Raw genomic sequence first — 17,673 nt, 5'->3', positions numbered from 1 at the left:
CTAATTATTTTTTGCTTTCTTCTTTCAATACCTTAACGGTATAGCGGCCATCAGCCTGACGGTATGCACCGTGAATATCGGTTTCAAAGCCCGGATAGTGAGCGCCGATTTCACACAGCATCTGCAGGAACTCCAGAACCGGACGGCTTTCTTCGGTGATCATTTCACCCGGCATTACCAGAGGAACTCCCGGCGGGTACGGAAGGATCATATTGGCGTTAATACGACCTACCATTTCGTCGAGGTAAACTTCTTCGGTCATACCGTGCAGCTCTTTCTGGAATGCAGCATACGGAGTCATTACCATCGTCGGCAGCACTTCAAATGCGCGATACATCAGATCCGGCAGATTGTGGTGAACAATCAGTTTGTGGATATTCTGAGCCAGTTCCTGAATACGCATGTTTTCATAGAATTCAGGATCTTCACGATACAGAGACGGCAGCATGTTTTTCACACGCAGGTTCAGGTCGAACGCACGTTTAAAGTCAGTCAGAGCACGCAGCAGGCTCAGTGCTTTGGTCTTATCGATACCGATGCTGAACAGGAACAGCAGGTTATACGGACCGGTTTTCTCAACAACGATGCCATGTTCGTCGAGGTATTTCGCCACGATGCTGGCCGGAATACCAAAGTCGCTCATGGTGCCGTCTTTTTCCATCCCCGGAGTCAGCAGGGTGACTTTGATCGGGTCAAGATACATGTGCTCGTTATCGATGTTTTTGAAGCCGTGCCAGGTGCTGTCAGAACGCAGCGGCCAGCATTCAGTCGTATCGATATGATCCGGCTGCCATACATCAAAGAACCAGCCATCAGATTCCGTTCTCAGACGTTTGATCTCTTTACGGAATTTGATCGCACGTTCAATAGAACCGTTGATCAGACGCTTACCTGCATTGCCTTTCATCATCGCCGCAGCGGTTTCAGTGGACGCCACGATACCGTAGTGCGGAGAAGTGGTGGTGTGCATCATGTAGGCTTCGTTAAAGGTTTCTTCGTTTACGTCACCTTTAACGTGGATCATGGAAGCCTGAGAGAACGCCGCCAGCAGTTTGTGAGTGGACTGGGTTTCGTAAATCACTTTCCCTTCTACACGGCCACCGCTCATACCGCATTTACCTTCGTAAATCGGTGAGAAGTTGGTGTAAGGCACCCACGCGGAGTCAAAGTGGATGGATTTCACATCCAGTGTTTTCTTGATGAAGTCGGTGTTGTACAGCAGACCATCATAGGTAGAGTTGGTAATTACAGCATGTACCGGCCAGGTTGCGTTTGGTGTTTCTTTCACGCGCTTAGCAATGGTAGCGTGCTGGAATTCACTCTGTGGGATACCACCAAGAATACCGTAAGCGTTACGGGTCGGGCGGAAATAGATTGGCGTAACATCGCTCATCATCATCAGGTGGGTCAGCGATTTGTGGCAGTTACGGTCAATCAGAATGGTGCTGCCTGCTGGAGCAGAGTACATACCAACAATTTTGTTCGCAGTGGAAGTACCGTTGGTCACCATGTAGCTGCGGTCTGCGTTAAAGACGCGAGCGATATACTGTTCTGCTTCTTTGTGTGGACCACTGTGATCCAGCAGAGAACCCAGTTCAGATACTGAAATGGAAATATCAGATTTCATGGTATTCGGACCAAAGAAATCATAGAACAGGCTACCTACCGGGCTTTTCTGGAATGCAGTACCGCCCATGTGACCAGGAGTACAGAAAGTATATTTACCTTCACGAACATATTTAAACAGTGCTTTAGTCAGCGGAGGCAGAATAGTGTTGATATATTCGTCAGTGGTCTGCTTGATCTTATTAGCAATATCTTCAGCAGCACCCAGCGCATATTCAAAGAAGCTAATCTGTAAACGCAGGTCATTCAGGCTTACATCGAGAGTGGAATACGTATTAGCGAACGCGTACAACGGCAGGTTCTCGTTCATTTTGCTAATTTCTTCGCACAGCTCGAGATTATATTTATCCCAGTCAAAAATAACGCCGCACAGACGCGCATTGTTTTCGATCAGTTTTAATAAGTCGTCACGGTCGTTCGGGTAAACAATCTGGAAGTTCAGACGTTCAAGCGCGCGATGAAGTTCACGGATGGGTTCTTCTTTAAAATAAACCCCCATGTGATTCAATATTGCAATAACGTTCATAGTCATATCTCCAGGTAAAAAAGGCCCCTCCCAACACATGGGACAAAATGAAAGGAGGAGCCTCGGAAAATACTTTTAATTAATGTGCGTTAGACGCGGTGTGGTTATCCATTGAGTGGCTCTGGCGCTCGTGCATTTTGCGAGCGTAGAACATCAGGATAATCAGGCTGACGATGAAGGTACCTGCCAGCTCGAAGGAGCTTGCGCCCATCAGCGCGATGAAGCAGAACACGCAACCCAGTACAGAGCAGATCAGGCTGACAAAGTTGCGGATGTTAACGCCTTCAAAACGAATCAGGTCAACGCAAGAGTAGAAATACGGCAGCATAGTCAGCAGTACTGCGATACCGGTCAGTTCACCGAACAGGTCAGATGCTTTACCACCGGCAGAGTTCATCAGAGTGATAAGGATCATCAGGGCAGTCATTTTCACTGCAGCCAGCAGCAGACCTTTTTTCGGAATACCGTTGCTGTCGACTTCACCATAAACTTTCGGGAAGTTACCGTCGTTAGCGGCACGTACACCTGCCTGGCCTACCAACATCATCCAGGAGCCCAGAGAAGTCAGGCACGCAAAGGCGGTGAATGCAGAAACCAGCGGCGCAGCCCAGTTACCGAGGATAGTTGAAGCACTGATTGCAAACGGAGCACCGGAAGCCGCCATTACAGAAGACGGATACATACCGGAAAGCACCTGAGTCGCAGCGATGTAAACAATACCTGCTAAACCAGTACCCAGCATGGTTGCCAGCGGAACGGTACGTTTCGGGTTTTTAACCATACCAGTACTTACAGCTGCGGATTCAACACCCACGAAGGCCCACAGGCAGAGCAGAATACTTTTAATGATCGCATGACCATCAGTGGTATCCGCAGTATTCCAGTTAGCTGCATAAGTTGCCGCATCAAACCAATGCCAGCCAACAATAGCAGTCATCACCACAGGAATAAGAACCAGCACCAGACCAATAGTGGTTAAACGGCTTACCCAAGTACCGCCGAGCATATTTACAAAGGTAAATACCCAGACGATAGCAATACAGGCGATACCCGCCGGAACAGGATCATTTAATACTGGGAAGAAGGTGGAAAGATAAGATACAGCGGTAATACCAATCGCCAGGTTACCAATCCAGTTAGCATGGTAATAAAGAACACCTGTCTGAAAACCAAATGCAGGGGAAATTTCTCCGGCATAAGCAATTGGGCCACCTTGTTGCGGGTTTTTTGTTGCCAGTCGGGCATATACATACGCCAGCGACATTGCACCAATAATAGAGATAATCCAACCCCAGATAGCAATACCACCGATACTTGCTAGGTTCGCAGGTAATAATGCAATACCGCTCCCCATCATATTACCGGCAACAACACCGGTACAGGCAAATAGCCCGATCTTCTTGGCAGAACTCATGCTCTTCTCCTAATTTCATTTTTGAATTTGGAGTCCGGGTCATGATGTATAACTATTTCCTGACCAGACCAAACTGGCGATAAGATTACTCACGAAAAAAGGATTAATCCTAAAGATTAGGTGAAATAACACAAAAGTTTCTGTAAGTGAGAACTTGAGGTTTTTTATTAACACATCAGGATCGCAAGTTGATATCATGAAAAGATAAACATTTAATGTTTACAATGGATTGCGTGACATTCTCTGGTTAAATTTATGTAATAAAAATTATGCGGCAAATAAATTGCCGCAACATATTATACCAACAGGAACATACAAAAACTCAACAACAAATATTTCCGAGCATAAATCAACCCGGAGTTACTTATTCTGAAGCAAGAAATTTGTCGAGATAAGGTACAACATAAGGAACAGAAGTCTGGAATATACCATTTTCAATCCAGTAAAGGGTGTTTGCCCCTGGGCGTAAATTAAAGGCGGTGAGATATGCATCAGCTGCTTCCCGGTTCATCCCCTTCATTTCATAAACCTTGCCAAGCAACACATAATTTAGCCAGGACATTTCAAGATCAATGCCAGTATTTATCGCCTGGTAAGACTCATCTGTTTTACCTTTTACCAGAGCACTGACCGCTTTTATTTGATATATAATGGACAGGTTGTTCAATTCCGGCAGTGTAACAATGTTATCTATTTCTGTGTTCAGTGCTGCTAATTGTTTTTCATCTAAAGGATGTTGAGAATGGCGCACGATATCAACTAATGCTTTTTCTGCTCTCGCGTAGGTAAATTCTGGGGATGATTGAACAATCTCACCTAATAATTCACTGGCACGGTTCAATGATTTATCATCGCCATGCAGTAAATAATCATGTGCCTGATAAAAATTAGTTAATAACGCACCACGATGCGGCAAAATTTTCTGGAGCGTCTCCTGCATTCGTTGTGGCCACGGTTGGTTTAACGCTTTTGATAAACTCTCCAGTAAATCATTTTGAATCGCCAGCTGATTACCGTTAGTGATGACATAACGTTTATCCAGCATGGTTGAACCATCTGCATTGTCTACCAATTTTATCGACATAAAGCATTGTTGAGCACGGTATTGGCGCTGATTAACAAACGCAATAGATAATGTTTTACCGGAACTGCTCGGTTCATCAATGTTGTAGTTGATTTTGTCATGCACCATAAAGGTGGAGAAGGTGTTAAGTGATGTCGCCACCAAATCACCCACGCCTATCGCGTAAGAGAGCTGATACGGGGAACTCCAGCTGTTACAACTTTTATTTACCATATTAATGTCAATATCGCGTGGATTGAGCAAAATACGCGATTTGCTCATAGGAAGACGTGTATCAAGACTTGAAAACGCTACCAGTGCTACACAGATACCTAACGACAACAGGAAAAAAAACCATACCCAAAAGGTAGTGAATCGTTTGCTTTTAACTGGGGATTGTTCAGGTGGCGTTGCGGTGTTTTGAATGTTAAGACTGTGGGAGGGAGAATCTGTGGCAGGAACCGCCTCTGGTATAGGGGGAGGCGAAGATAGCATTATTTCCTCTCCCTCTTCTTCGCTGTACCAGATAACCGGCACCATTAATTTATAGCCGCGCTTTGGTACAGTAGCGATATAGACAGGACTATCTTCATCATTATCTTTTAATGACTTACGTAGTTCTGAGATACTCTGCGTCACAACGTGATTGGTGACAATACTTCTCTTCCAGACATTATCGATAAGTTCATCCCTGCTAAGTACTTCGCCACTGTGTTGAGCAAAGAAAACCAGAAGATCGATTAATCTCGGCTCAAGGGTAAGTTGACGCCCATTGCGGCTAATTTGGTTTATGGACGGAGTAACAAGCCATTCGCCAACGCGAACTACAGGTTGTTGCATAATAGAAACTCATTCGAAAAGGGAATGATGCAATGATAATTGCCACAACCTATTTTTACCATCTATAGATGGGTTTATTTACATATTATTGGTGAATGCAAGACGTTATTTTTACCAGCCATAAACTTCTTGATTACATAGTATTACGAAAGGATTTTACTGAGAACCAGAAGTAATATTCCTTACCATCAAAATTCATCATCTTTGCCAAAGAAAAATGTTCAGAAAATAATCCATGGAAAATTGTCCGGAGCACTTACTATTTTAATGGATTGTTAGTCTTTGCATGAGCAAGCGAACTGATACATTTCTCTTTGTTCTCATTCAGAAAATCTCATCAGTCGCCGTTCAGACCGGTGTTGTGCTTTATGGATGCGTTACGCTCCTGATGACGTCATTTGACGTTCAACAGCATCACGGGGCCGCACGACATTTCACGTCAGTTAGTGCTATAGCTCAGGAACAAATTTTCCCGAATTGGGATATGCCCGCAAATTGCTGGTGATGTGGGGAGAATCTGGTTGAGTTCGGTAGAATTGATTTGGAGGCAGAACGCTTAAATCGTGGCGTCCTGAAACGAAAAACGGACCTCCGTGGAGGTCCGTTTATATGAATTTGGTGCCCGGACTCGGAATCGAACCAAGGACACGGGGATTTTCAATCCCCTGCTCTACCGACTGAGCTATCCGGGCAACGGGGCGCATTAAACCGTAATCTGCACATCTCGTCAACCTAATTTCAGTAAAAGCGATTCAACTGCTTAAGATTGCGGCAAATCGCTTCTTTTCTGTGTTTCTGTCAGGTCAATGCACCACCCTGGCGGCAGCGGGCGAAGCGCAGGATATCTTCCGCCAGCCGATGTGCAGTGTCGACATCCGCCTGGCTACGATTCACCAGCATTCGGCTTAAACAGCCTTCCAGCACCAGTTCCATCTGCTTTGCTACCATCGCCGGATCGTCAACTTCCAGTGTGGTTAACAGTTCGTGGGTGAAATCGTAGGCCGCGCTTTTTTGCTGATCGGCCAGTTGATGAATAGGGTGGCCAGGATCGGGATAAAACGTACAGGCAGCGATAAATAGACAGCCCGGATAGCGGTTGTTTTTAACGCACTCCGATAACGCCTGATAACGTGCCAGCAGCTTTTGTTCGGCGGTTTGCGTTTCGTCCAGCATCAGCTGACGACGCCAGACATCTATCTGTTGGCTAAGATAACGCAGCGCATCGTAGAGGATTGCCTCTTTGTCTGGCCAGAAGCGGCGTAGCTCGTCCAGTGGATAATCCACACGTTCAGCAACCATCTCCAGCGTGGTGTTGGCAATCCCTTGTAATTCTAATAATTTCAGGGCTTCTCCCAGTACATCTTCACGTTGCACGCTATTTTCCTCCGTCTTTCCCACTGCAAGTGTCGTTCACGGTTGGCGATCGCGCAAATGTGCGCTGAAGGTTTCAGCATCCATAAAGCCCGTGACGCGTGCTTGTGGATGCTCCTGGCCTTGTCCGTCAAAAAAGAGAATTGTCGGTAGGCCAAGGACATTAAGATGCTTTAACAGCGCCACATCTTGTGCGTCGTTGGCCGTGACGTTGGCCTGAAGTAAGACCGTGTCTGCTAACGCTTTTTGCACCTGCGGGTCGCTGAAGGTGTATTTCTCAAACTCTTTACAGGCGACGCACCAGTCGGCATAAAGATCTAACATCACCGGTTTGCCTTTGGCTTCAACGAGCGCCTGATTTAACTCATCTACCGTTTTGATTTGTGTAAAGTTGAGATGCGTCTGAGTTTGCGCGGTATGCGTCGCACCAAATGCCCAATCCTGAAGTGGGCGCACGCTAACCAATGCCGCTGCCAGCAGAATAATTTGCACAATACGCATCCAGCCGCGTTTAGCCTGTAGGCTGGTGATAAAGGCCCAGCCAAAGAATGCGACACCCAGCGCCGACCACAAGCGTAATCCCCATACATCACCAATCACTCGCTCCAGCAGGAAGACCGGCAGTGCGAGGATCACAAAACCAAACGCGGTTTTGACTTGTTCCATCCACGGGCCGCTTTTCGGCAGCAAGCGGTTACCAAAGACGGTAATTAGCATCAGCGGCAGGCCCATGCCCAACGCATAGAGATAAAGCGTGCCGCCGCCCAGCCACATGTTCCCGCTTTGGGCGATATACAGCAGAATCGCGCTAAGCGGTGCGGTGGTGCATGGTGAACAGATCAGTCCGGCAATCGCCCCCATAACAAACACACCGCCAGGTGAGCCGCCCTGTTGGCGATTGCTCATCAACGTGAGACGTGTTTGCAGCGAAGAGGGGAGTTGCAGGGTAAACAAGCCAAACATTGACATCGCCAGCAAGGTAAAGACGATGGCGAGGCCAATGAGCACGTATGGGTGCTGTAGCGCCGCCTGGAACTGTAACCCTGCGGCGGCAACCACCAGACCCAGCGCCGTGTAGGTCAGCGCCATCCCCTGCACATAAATAAAGGTCAGCAACAATGCTCTGGCAGTGGAGAGCCGCTGTTTACCACCCAGCACGATGCCAGAAATCAGTGGGTACATTGGCAGCACGCATGGCGTAAAGGCGATACCAATACCGATCAACAACGCCCAGAGCGCGGAAAAGGGCAATTGCGCGGTGGGCTGCTCTTGCTGCGGAACAGACACAGGCTGTGGCGCTGCGTTGTTGGCGACCACTTCGCTTAACGGAACGGTTTTGGTTTCTGGCGGATAACAGAAACCGGCATCAGCACAGCCCTGGTAGGTGACAGTTAACGTCGCTCCCGCACTCGCCTGGTTGATGGTGACGGGAAGCGTCAGCCGATCGCGGTAAATCTCGCTTTTGCCGTAAAACTCATCTTCATGCCAGACGCCTTGCGGCAGCTGCACGTCGGCAATTTTCGCGTGTTCCGGCGTAATGCGGATCTGTTTACGGTAGAGGTAGTAACCGTCTTTGATCTGCCAGGTCAGATTAAGGTCATGTTGGTTTTGCTGAAAATCAAAAGCAAAGGCTTGATCCGCGGGGACAAATTGTGAACGTCCCGGCGCGTCGAATAATCCGGCAAAAACGGAAGTGCTGCAAAGTAGCAGGATCAGCGTAAAGATGCGTTGAGCCATGAGAGGTAATCTGTGTCTCCGTGTGTAACAGGTAAAACCAGAAGTTCCGGGGTTTGATATGGATGATGAGACTTCAGGCATTCCAGCAGTGCCTGCTGGTGAGATACGGTAGTTTTTAAAATCATCTGCACTTCGTATTCTTGCTCCAGCTTACCTTCCCAGTAATAGAGAGAGGTAGCGCCGGGGATCAAGGTCGCGCAGGCCGCCAGTTTTTCCGCCAGCACTTTGGCGGCTAAATCCTGGGCTGTCGCTTCATCTGGTGCCGTACATAGCACCACGACAGACGCGGTATTCGAACTTTTTTCATCAAGCATAAACACCTCGCAAGAACAGATGGAACCGCAAGAGAGAGGTCACTATACAACGGACGGGGGAAGGATGTTAGTCGGCGGGAAAGAAAGCGGGGCGTGAACGCCCCGCGATTGATCATTACAGCATGAAGCTACCCAGCACGAAGCCGAAGCAAACGGCCAGGGCAACACCCAGAGTGGATTTGCCCCTATATTTCCAGACATCTGTTATCACTTAACCCATTACAAGCCCGCTGCCGCAGATATTCCCGTGGCGAGCGATAACCCAGCGCACTATGCGGATGCCATTCGTTATAATGCTCGAACGCCTCTGCAAGGTTCTTTGCTGCCGTTAACCCGTCTGGTTTGGGCATGATACTGATGTAGTCACGCTTTATCGTTTTCACGAAGCTCTCTGCTATTCCGTTACTCTCCGGACTCCGCACCGCCGTGTTCTTCGGTTCAAGTCCCAACATCCGGGCGAACTGGCGTGTTTCATTAGCCCGGTAGCATGAACCATTATCCGTCAGCCACTCCACTGGAGACGACGGAAGATCGTTGCCGAAGCGGCGTTCCACCGCTCCCAGCATGACGTCCTGTACTGTTTCACTGTTGAAGCCGCCGGTAGTGACCGCCCAGTGCAGTGCCTCACGATCACAGCAGTCCAGCGCGAACGTGACACGCAGTCTCTCTCCGTTATCACAGCAGAACTCGAACCCGTCAGAGCACCATCGCTGATTGCTTTCTTTCACGGCCACTCTGCCTGTATGTGCCCGTTTCGATGGCGGTACAGCAGGTTTTCGCTCAAGCAACAGCGCATTCTGGCGCATGATCCGGTAAACACGTTTGGCATTGATCGCAGGCATACCATCAAGTTCTGCCTGTCTGCGAAGCAGCGCCCATACCCGACGATAACCATACGTTGGCAGCTCTCCGATAACATGGTGTATACGGAGAAGCACATCCGTATCATCAGTGTGACGACTGCGGCGGCCATCCATCCAGTCATCGGTTCGTCTGAGAATGACGTGCAACTGCGCACGCGACACCCGGAGACAACGGCTGACTAAGCTTACTCCCCATCCCCGGGCAATAAGGGCGCGTGCGCTATCCACTTTTTTGCCCGTCCATATTCAACGGCTTCTTTGAGGAGTTCATTTTCCATCGTTTTCTTGCCGAGCAGGCGCTGGAGTTCTTTAATCTGCTTCATGGCGGCAGCAAGTTCAGAGGCAGGAACAACCTGTTCTCCGGCGGCGACAGCAGTAAGACTTCCTTCCTGGTATTGCTTACGCCAGAGAAATAACTGGCTGGCTGCTACACCATGTTGCCGGGCAACGAGGGAGACCGTCATCCCCGGTTCAAAGCTCTGCTGAACAATTGCGATCTTTTCCTGTGTGGTACGCCGTCTGCGTTTCTCCGGCCCTAAGACATCAATCATCTGTTCTCCAATGACTAGTCTAAAAACTAGTATTAAGACTATCACTTATTTAAGTGATATTGGTTGTCTGGAGATTCAGGGGGCCAGTCTACAGAGTACCCGGGATGAAGAACGGATGGTTGAAGACGAATTTACCGATACGGGTAGTACCCGTGTCATCCATCTGTACCGCAGCAACCAGCGTCGGGTAGGTCGGCAGAATGAACAGACCAGACACCGCAGCGAAAGAAGCAACAGCGGTCAGCGGTGAAACGTTCAGTGCCAGAGCCATCGGCATCAGTGCTTTTGCGGTTGCAGCCTGAGAGTACAGCAGAGCAGAAGCAAAGAAGAAGATGACGGCCAGCAGCCACGGATGACCCTGAATCACTTCACCAGCGGTATCTTTGATCCAGTCGATGTTGTTGGAAACGAAAGTATCGCCCAGCCACGCAACACCCAGGATACAAATACAGGCGCTCATACCTGCTTTGAAGGTGCTGGAGTTGAGGATGTTGTCGGTATCGACTTTACAGATAACGGTGGTCAGAGTTGCAACGCTGAGCATGATGATCAGGATTGCGTTGGTGGTGTTCATCAGCGGTTTTTCAACCAGACCCATGCTTGGGCTGTTGATGATTGCATAGATAACCACGCCAACTACGCCCAGCAGGAACAGCCAGACGGACGTTTTTGCACCGGATTTGATTTCAATCTGCTTTTCACCGCGCAGTTCAACCAGGCCCTCTTCCAGACGCTTGCGATAAATCGGATCGTCAGAGAGTTTGGAGTTGAACAGCATAGTGACCAGGAAGGACATCACCAGAACCGCCAGCAGGGTGGACGGGATGACCACGGAGAGCAGATGGAGGTAGCTGATGCCATGACCTTCCATCACGGAAGACATGTAAACCACTGCCGCTGAGATTGGCGATGCGGTGATCGCAATCTGCGCGGATACCACTGCAGTAGACAGCGGACGGCAAGGTTTAACGCCTTGTTCCTTCGCAACTTCAGCGATAACTGGCAGTGTCGCCAGAGAGATGTTGCCAGTACCAGCAAAGATAGTCAGGAAATAGGTCACGATCGGTGCGAGGATCGTGATGTATTTCGGGTTACGGCGCAGCAGCTTTTCTGTCTGATGAACCAGATAGTCCAGACCGCCAGCAACCTGCATGGCAGAAATAGCGGCGATAACCGCCATGATAATGGAGATGACATCGAACGGGATGTTACCGGGTTTAACGCCAATAGCGGCAAGAACCAGCACCCCCAATCCGCCTGCAAAACCAATACCTATTCCCCCCAATCTGGCGCCCAAGAAGATCGCCAGCAAAACTATGATGAGTTCTACAACTAGCATATTAGCCTTCCTTGTTTTTTAACAAGTTGATATTAGATTGTTATTTTTAAGTTACTGCTCACAAGAAAAAAGGCACGTCATCTGACGTGCCTTTTTTATTTGTACTACCCTGTACGATTACTGTTCGCTTTCATCAGTATAGCGTTTTGCTTTGTAAGCCGGGTGCATCAGATTCTGTACGGAGAAAATATCGTCAAGTTCCGCTTCAGTCAACAGACCGCGTTCCAGAACGACTTCACGTACACTCTTACCGGTTTCGGCACAGATTTTACCCACGATGTCACCGTTGTGGTGACCGATGAACGGGTTCAGGTAAGTAACGATACCGATAGAGTTGTAAACGTAACCTTCGCACACTTCTTTGTTAGCAGTGATGCCGTTAATGCATTTTTCCAGCAGGTTGTAGCAAGCGTTGGTCAGAATGTGAACGGATTCGAACATGGCCTGGCCAATGACCGGCTCCATAACGTTCAACTGCAGCTGACCTGCTTCTGCTGCCATGGTAACAGTGGTGTCGTTACCGATGACTTTGAAGCATACCTGGTTAACCACTTCCGGAACAACCGGGTTTACTTTAGCTGGCATGATGGAAGAGCCCGCCTGCAGTTCCGGCAGGTTGATCTCGTTCAGGCCGGCACGTGGGCCTGAAGAGAGCAAGCGCAGGTCGTTACAGATTTTGGACATCTTCACAGCCAGGCGTTTCAGCGCGCCGTGAACCATAACATAAGCGCCGCAGTCAGAGGTCGCTTCGATCAGGTCTTCAGCCGGTACGCATGGGAAGCCAGTAACTTCAGCCAGTTTTTTCACTGCCAGCGGAGAGTACTCTTTCGGCGTGTTCAGACCAGTACCGATTGCTGTTGCACCAAGGTTAACTTCCAGCAGCAGTTCAGCGGTACGTTGGATGTTTTTCACTTCTTCTTTCAGCAGGATGCTGAAAGCGCGGAATTCCTGACCGAGGGTCATCGGTACTGCGTCCTGCAGCTGGGTACGACCCATTTTCAGGATGTCCTGGAATTCGACAGCTTTACGTTCAAAGCCTTCACGCAGTTGGTTAATCGCATCTACCAGCTTAATCAGGGAAGAGTAAACTGCGATACGGAAACCGGTCGGGTAGGCGTCGTTAGTGGACTGACATTTGTTAACATGGTCGTTCGGGTTCAGGTACTGATATTCACCTTTTTGGTGACCCATCAGTTCCAGACCGATATTGGCCAGCACTTCGTTGGTGTTCATGTTTACGGAAGTACCTGCGCCGCCCTGGTAGACGTCTACCGGGAACTGATCCATGCATTTTCCGTTGTTCAGGACTTCATCACATGCGGCAATGATGGCATTCGCTACACTTTTAGGAATGGTTTGCAGCTCTTTGTTTGCCATAGCTGCGGCTTTTTTAACCATTACCATACCGCGAACAAATTCAGGAATATCACTGATTTTGTTGTTGCTGATATAGAAGTTTTCAATCGCTCTCAGAGTGTGAACACCATAGTAGGCATCAGCTGGAACTTCCCTGGTACCCAACAGATCTTCTTCGATACGAATGTTGTTTGACATGTGAACCTTCTTTTTCAAGCTGCCAATGATTTGCTTTAAACACACAGAATATATGTGGTTTCGAATGTTTTTCGACCGACGATTATCCCCTGCATCGACCGAATACCCGAGATCATATGCTGCTTGAGGATTTCTACCGTAATCTGGATCACTTTAAGTGTCGGTTTTTACCCCTTAATTATTAATTTGTGAAATAGATCACCGCTTTGGGATTACTACCAAAAATAGTTGCGCAAACATCTTGAAATTTTGCTAATGACCACAATATAAGCTAAACGCGATTCGCAACCCATTCAGGTAGCCGGGGTTAACCGGCTGCTATTACAGGAGAAACCTTTGCGCTGGTTACCTTTTATTGCCATTTTCCTTTATGTCTATATTGAGATTTCAATCTTTATTCAGGTTGCCCATGTATTGGGGGTATTGCTGACCCTCGTGCTGGTTATATTCACGTCAGTTATCGGTATGTCACTGGTACGTAACCAGGGCTTTAAGAATTTCGTGCTGATGCAGCAAAAAATGGCGGCGGGTGAAAACCCAGCGGCGGAGATGATTAAAAGTGTTTCGCTGATCATTGCTGGTTTGCTGCTTTTATTACCGGGCTTTTTTACCGACTTCCTCGGTCTTCTACTTTTATTGCCGCCGGTGCAAAAGCATCTGACAGTGAAGTTGATGCCGCATTTGCGCTTTTCTCGCATGCCTGGCGGCGGTTTTAGCGCCGGGACCGGTGGCGGTAATACTTTTGATGGTGAGTACCAGCGAAAGGATGATGAGCGCGACCGCCTTGATCATAAAGACGATCGCCAGGATTAATGTCGAAACGCCGGATTATGTGGTTATGCCATTTTCCGGCGTTTTTCGTTTTGGCAGCAACAGCCATAACCCCGCCAGCATGATCAGCGCATAGAGACTTTTCCAGCCGACCATTGCCAGTAACAGAACGCATAACAGCCCGCCAACCACCGCCAGTAGTCGATAACGTCCTTGCAATAATTTACAGCCTGCCAGCATGCATAACAGATAAATCATAATAAAGATGCCATTGGCATAAATAATAAGAGCGTCCAGATTGATCTCTAAAGCATGAATCACCAAAGTGCTCACCACACAGCAGCCGAGCACCGCATTGAGGGCATTATTCGGGATATGGCGAGAAGAGAGGCGTGCCAGGTAGTGGTCAGGATTATGTTGCGCCTGCGACCAGACCAGGCGGGCGAAGCTCTGTATATAAATGTTGAGACTGGCAAAGCAGGCCAGATAGCCAATCACGCAGGCAATCCATAACGCTCCTACACCGAACAACTGCACTACAATTTTTGGAAGCGATGCTGCCGCCGCCATTTTTTCACCATAGGCGTCGAAGTGTAAGACGACTACCGTACAGCCCCAGTAGACTAATCCTGCCAGCAGCAGACCAATCATCAAAGCACGAGGAAAATCACGCTCTGGATTTTTAAATTCCGAGGCGAGATGGGCAAATGCCTCCAGACCGACAAAACACCAGAACATCACTGATAACGCAGCAAATAACCCGGTAAGTTCGATATTACCAGGTGCCGGAAAGGGGATATTCGCAGGTTTGATATCGCCCGCCCACCAGATAGCGACAATCAGCGCGACGATAAGTCCGGCAATAACGGTTTGTAGATTAGCACTGGAACTGGCACCGCGAGTACCGATATACCACACCAGCGCCAGCGTACCGAGTTCTGCCAACAACAGTTGCCAGCTATGCCAGCCAAACATCGCCTGGCCGAACCCGGCGGCAATTTGTAGTGCGGCAGGCAAACCCACGGGAATGACCGATAAAAACAGCCAGCCGGTGACTCGCTCAAGCCGCGAACCAAACGCCATACCGACGAAGTGCGCGACGCCGCCTGCGCTGGGATAGTGGCGACCCAGAATCGCAAACACAATCGCAATCGGGAACACTAAGATAATCAAAACGGGCCACGCCCACAGGCTGTTATTGCCCGCTACCAGCGCAGCTAACGCAGGAACGGCAAACACGCCAGTGCCTAATAATGACGTCGATAGCAGGCCAATGCCCTGGGCCAGCCCCAGTTCTTGTTTGAGTCCACTCATGGGTTGATGTCCGATTGCGCCCAAATTTTGGGCAACTGCGTAGATTTTCGATGGTAGCACAATCAGATTCGCTTATGACGGCGATGAAGAAATTGCGATGAAATGTGAGGTGAATCAGGGTTTTCACCCGATTTTGTGCTGATCAGAATTTTTTTTCTTTTTCCCCCTTGAAGGGGCGAAGCCTCATCCCCATTTCTCTGGTCACCAGCCGGGAAACCACGTAAGCTCCGGCGTCACCCATAACAGATACGGACTTTCTCAAAGGAGAGTTATCAATGAATATTCGTCCATTGCATGATCGCGTGATCGTCAAGCGTAAAGAAGTTGAAACTAAATCTGCTGGCGGCATCGTTCTGACCGGCTCTGCAGCGGCTAAATCCACCCGCGGCGAAGTGCTGGCTGTCGGCAATGGCCGTATCCTTGAAAATGGCGAAGTGAAGCCGCTGGATGTGAAAGTTGGCGACATCGTTATTTTCAACGATGGCTACGGTGTGAAATCTGAGAAGATCGACAATGAAGAAGTGTTGATCATGTCCGAAAGCGACATTCTGGCAATTGTTGAAGCGTAATCCGCGCACGACACTGAACATACGAATTTAAGGAATAAAGATAATGGCAGCTAAAGACGTAAAATTCGGTAACGACGCTCGTGTGAAAATGCTGCGCGGCGTAAACGTACTGGCAGATGCAGTGAAAGTTACCCTCGGTCCAAAAGGCCGTAACGTAGTTCTGGATAAATCTTTCGGTGCACCGACCATCACCAAAGATGGTGTTTCCGTTGCTCGTGAAATCGAACTGGAAGACAAGTTCGAAAATATGGGTGCGCAGATGGTGAAAGAAGTTGCCTCTAAAGCAAACGACGCTGCAGGCGACGGTACCACCACTGCAACCGTACTGGCTCAGGCTATCATCACTGAAGGTCTGAAAGCTGTTGCTGCGGGCATGAACCCGATGGACCTGAAACGTGGTATCGACAAAGCGGTTACCGCTGCAGTTGAAGAACTGAAAGCGCTGTCCGTACCATGCTCTGACTCTAAAGCGATTGCTCAGGTTGGTACCATCTCCGCTAACTCCGACGAAACCGTAGGTAAACTGATCGCTGAAGCGATGGACAAAGTCGGTAAAGAAGGCGTTATCACCGTTGAAGACGGTACCGGTCTGCAGGACGAACTGGACGTGGTTGAAGGTATGCAGTTCGACCGTGGCTACCTGTCTCCTTACTTCATCAACAAGCCGGAAACTGGCGCAGTAGAACTGGAAAGCCCGTTCATCCTGCTGGCTGACAAGAAAATCTCCAACATCCGCGAAATGCTGCCGGTTCTGGAAGCTGTTGCCAAAGCAGGCAAACCGCTGCTGATCATCGCTGAAGATGTAGAAGGCGAAGCGCTGGCAACTCTGGTTGTTAACACCATGCGTGGCATCGTGAAAGTCGCTGCGGTTAAAGCACCGGGCTTCGGCGATCGTCGTAAAGCTATGCTGCAGGATATCGCAACCCTGACTGGCGGTACCGTGATCTCTGAAGAGATCGGTATGGAGCTGGAAAAAGCAACCCTGGAAGACCTGGGTCAGGCTAAACGTGTTGTGATCAACAAAGACACCACCACTATCATCGATGGCGTGGGTGAAGAAGCTGCAATCCAGGGCCGTGTTGCTCAGATCCGTCAGCAGATTGAAGAAGCAACTTCTGACTACGACCGTGAAAAACTGCAGGAACGCGTAGCGAAACTGGCAGGCGGCGTTGCAGTTATCAAAGTGGGTGCTGCTACCGAAGTTGAAATGAAAGAGAAAAAAGCACGCGTTGAAGATGCCCTGCACGCGACCCGTGCTGCGGTAGAAGAAGGCGTGGTTGCTGGTGGTGGTGTTGCGCTGATCCGCGTAGCGTCTAAACTGGCTGACCTGCGTGGTCAGAACGAAGACCAGAACGTGGGTATCAAAGTTGCACTGCGTGCAATGGAAGCTCCGCTGCGTCAGATCGTATTGAACTGCGGCGAAGAACCGTCTGTTGTTGCTAACACCGTTAAAGGCGGCGACGGCAACTACGGTTACAACGCAGCAACCGAAGAATACGGCAACATGATCGACATGGGTATCCTGGATCCAACCAAAGTAACTCGTTCTGCTCTGCAGTACGCAGCTTCTGTGGCTGGCCTGATGATCACCACCGAATGCATGGTTACCGACCTGCCGAAAAACGATGCAGCTGACTTAGGCGCTGCTGGCGGTATGGGCGGCATGGGTGGCATGGGCGGCATGATGTAATTGCCCTGCACCTCGCAGAAATAAACAAACCCCCGGGCAGAAATGTCTGGGGGTTTTTCTTTTGGTCATCTTTCTAGTATAAGATTCAGACACGGACGACGCGAGTGGCGTCCAGCTCATTGATTATGGGG

Annotated in this window: 13 protein-coding genes, 1 tRNA gene and 1 pseudogene; 3 read left to right on the top strand and 12 right to left on the bottom strand. The window is 49.1% G+C overall.

What is annotated here, in order from left to right:
- Positions 1-4 precede the first annotated feature (4 nt).
- From cadA to aspA, 11 genes and pseudogenes are all read right to left on the bottom strand, one after another.
- A complete protein-coding gene (gene cadA, locus KXD89_RS20095; protein WP_001295383.1) occupies positions 5-2,152 on the bottom strand; it encodes a lysine decarboxylase CadA in 2,148 nt (715 codons plus the stop codon).
- 79 nt (positions 2,153-2,231) lie between these two features.
- Positions 2,232-3,566: a cadaverine/lysine antiporter gene (gene cadB, locus KXD89_RS20090; RefSeq protein WP_000092909.1), complete on the bottom strand. Its 1,335-nt coding sequence runs from the start codon at positions 3,564-3,566 to the stop codon at positions 2,232-2,234.
- Between the two features lie 364 nt (positions 3,567-3,930).
- A complete protein-coding gene (gene cadC / locus KXD89_RS20085) occupies positions 3,931-5,469 on the bottom strand; it encodes a lysine decarboxylation/transport transcriptional activator CadC (protein WP_001187173.1) in 1,539 nt (512 codons plus the stop codon).
- 259 nt (positions 5,470-5,728) lie between these two features.
- Positions 5,729-5,888 (bottom strand): annotated as a pseudogene (locus tag KXD89_RS22610) (integrase); the annotation flags it as partial.
- Positions 5,889-6,085: 197 nt separating this feature from the next.
- Positions 6,086-6,161 (bottom strand) — tRNA-Phe (locus tag KXD89_RS20080).
- Between the two features lie 106 nt (positions 6,162-6,267).
- Complete coding sequence (locus KXD89_RS20075; RefSeq protein ID WP_001188520.1) at positions 6,268-6,843, bottom strand: transcriptional regulator; 576 nt, start codon at positions 6,841-6,843, stop codon at positions 6,268-6,270.
- Between the two features lie 36 nt (positions 6,844-6,879).
- On the bottom strand, positions 6,880-8,577 hold the full coding sequence (dsbD, locus tag KXD89_RS20070; protein WP_000068922.1) for a protein-disulfide reductase DsbD: 1,698 nt from the start codon (positions 8,575-8,577) through the stop codon (positions 6,880-6,882).
- Complete coding sequence (gene cutA / locus KXD89_RS20065) at positions 8,553-8,891, bottom strand: divalent cation tolerance protein CutA (RefSeq protein ID WP_000883400.1); 339 nt, start codon at positions 8,889-8,891, stop codon at positions 8,553-8,555. The genes dsbD and cutA overlap by 25 nt, the downstream gene beginning before the upstream one ends.
- Positions 8,892-9,076: 185 nt before the next feature.
- Positions 9,077-10,305 (bottom strand): IS3-like element IS2 family transposase gene (locus KXD89_RS20060; protein WP_088895425.1). Its coding sequence is split into 2 segments (ribosomal slippage): positions 9,077-9,990 and positions 9,990-10,305, totalling 1,230 coding nucleotides; the frame shifts between segments, so codons are not numbered across the junction.
- Between the two features lie 88 nt (positions 10,306-10,393).
- Positions 10,394-11,644 (bottom strand): anaerobic C4-dicarboxylate transporter DcuA, encoded by a 1,251-nt coding sequence (gene dcuA, locus KXD89_RS20055; protein WP_053531199.1) that lies wholly within the window; start codon positions 11,642-11,644, stop codon positions 10,394-10,396.
- Between the two features lie 117 nt (positions 11,645-11,761).
- Positions 11,762-13,198 (bottom strand): aspartate ammonia-lyase, encoded by a 1,437-nt coding sequence (gene aspA, locus KXD89_RS20050; protein ID WP_000069437.1) that lies wholly within the window; start codon positions 13,196-13,198, stop codon positions 11,762-11,764.
- Between the two features lie 336 nt (positions 13,199-13,534).
- Here aspA and KXD89_RS20045 point away from each other — a divergent pair, with 336 nt between their 5' ends.
- Complete coding sequence (locus tag KXD89_RS20045) at positions 13,535-14,011, top strand: FxsA family protein (RefSeq protein WP_001267448.1); 477 nt, start codon at positions 13,535-13,537, stop codon at positions 14,009-14,011.
- 15 nt (positions 14,012-14,026) lie between these two features.
- Here KXD89_RS20045 and yjeH read toward each other — a convergent pair whose 3' ends face one another.
- Complete coding sequence (gene yjeH, locus KXD89_RS20040; protein WP_000015837.1) at positions 14,027-15,283, bottom strand: L-methionine/branched-chain amino acid transporter; 1,257 nt, start codon at positions 15,281-15,283, stop codon at positions 14,027-14,029.
- 275 nt (positions 15,284-15,558) lie between these two features.
- Here yjeH and KXD89_RS20035 point away from each other — a divergent pair, with 275 nt between their 5' ends.
- Positions 15,559-15,852: a co-chaperone GroES gene (locus KXD89_RS20035; RefSeq protein ID WP_001026276.1), complete on the top strand. Its 294-nt coding sequence runs from the start codon at positions 15,559-15,561 to the stop codon at positions 15,850-15,852.
- 43 nt (positions 15,853-15,895) lie between these two features.
- A complete protein-coding gene (gene groL, locus KXD89_RS20030) occupies positions 15,896-17,542 on the top strand; it encodes a chaperonin GroEL (protein ID WP_000729117.1) in 1,647 nt (548 codons plus the stop codon).
- The last annotated feature ends 131 nt before the right edge of the window (positions 17,543-17,673 follow it).

Source organism: Escherichia sp. TC-EC600-tetX4, from assembly GCF_019356055.1.
In the GTDB taxonomy this organism is placed as follows: Bacteria; Pseudomonadota; Gammaproteobacteria; order Enterobacterales; family Enterobacteriaceae.
The sequence above is the reverse complement of the archived record's forward strand: the minus strand, read 5'-3'. Positions and strand labels throughout refer to the sequence as shown.

What these genes read in the sequence shown, in the direction of transcription:
- cadA (WP_001295383.1), bottom strand. Translation starts at nt 2,152, where the DNA reads ATGAACGTTATTGCAATATTGAATCACATGGGGGTTTATTTTAAAGAA.
- cadB (WP_000092909.1), bottom strand. Translation starts at nt 3,566, where the DNA reads ATGAGTTCTGCCAAGAAGATCGGGCTATTTGCCTGTACCGGTGTTGTT.
- cadC (WP_001187173.1), bottom strand. Translation starts at nt 5,469, where the DNA reads ATGCAACAACCTGTAGTTCGCGTTGGCGAATGGCTTGTTACTCCGTCC.
- dsbD (WP_000068922.1), bottom strand. Translation starts at nt 8,577, where the DNA reads ATGGCTCAACGCATCTTTACGCTGATCCTGCTACTTTGCAGCACTTCC.
- cutA (WP_000883400.1), bottom strand. Translation starts at nt 8,891, where the DNA reads ATGCTTGATGAAAAAAGTTCGAATACCGCGTCTGTCGTGGTGCTATGT.
- dcuA (WP_053531199.1), bottom strand. Translation starts at nt 11,644, where the DNA reads ATGCTAGTTGTAGAACTCATCATAGTTTTGCTGGCGATCTTCTTGGGC.
- aspA (WP_000069437.1), bottom strand. Translation starts at nt 13,198, where the DNA reads ATGTCAAACAACATTCGTATCGAAGAAGATCTGTTGGGTACCAGGGAA.
- yjeH (WP_000015837.1), bottom strand. Translation starts at nt 15,283, where the DNA reads ATGAGTGGACTCAAACAAGAACTGGGGCTGGCCCAGGGCATTGGCCTG.
- KXD89_RS20035 (WP_001026276.1), top strand. Translation starts at nt 15,559, where the DNA reads ATGAATATTCGTCCATTGCATGATCGCGTGATCGTCAAGCGTAAAGAA.
- groL (WP_000729117.1), top strand. Translation starts at nt 15,896, where the DNA reads ATGGCAGCTAAAGACGTAAAATTCGGTAACGACGCTCGTGTGAAAATG.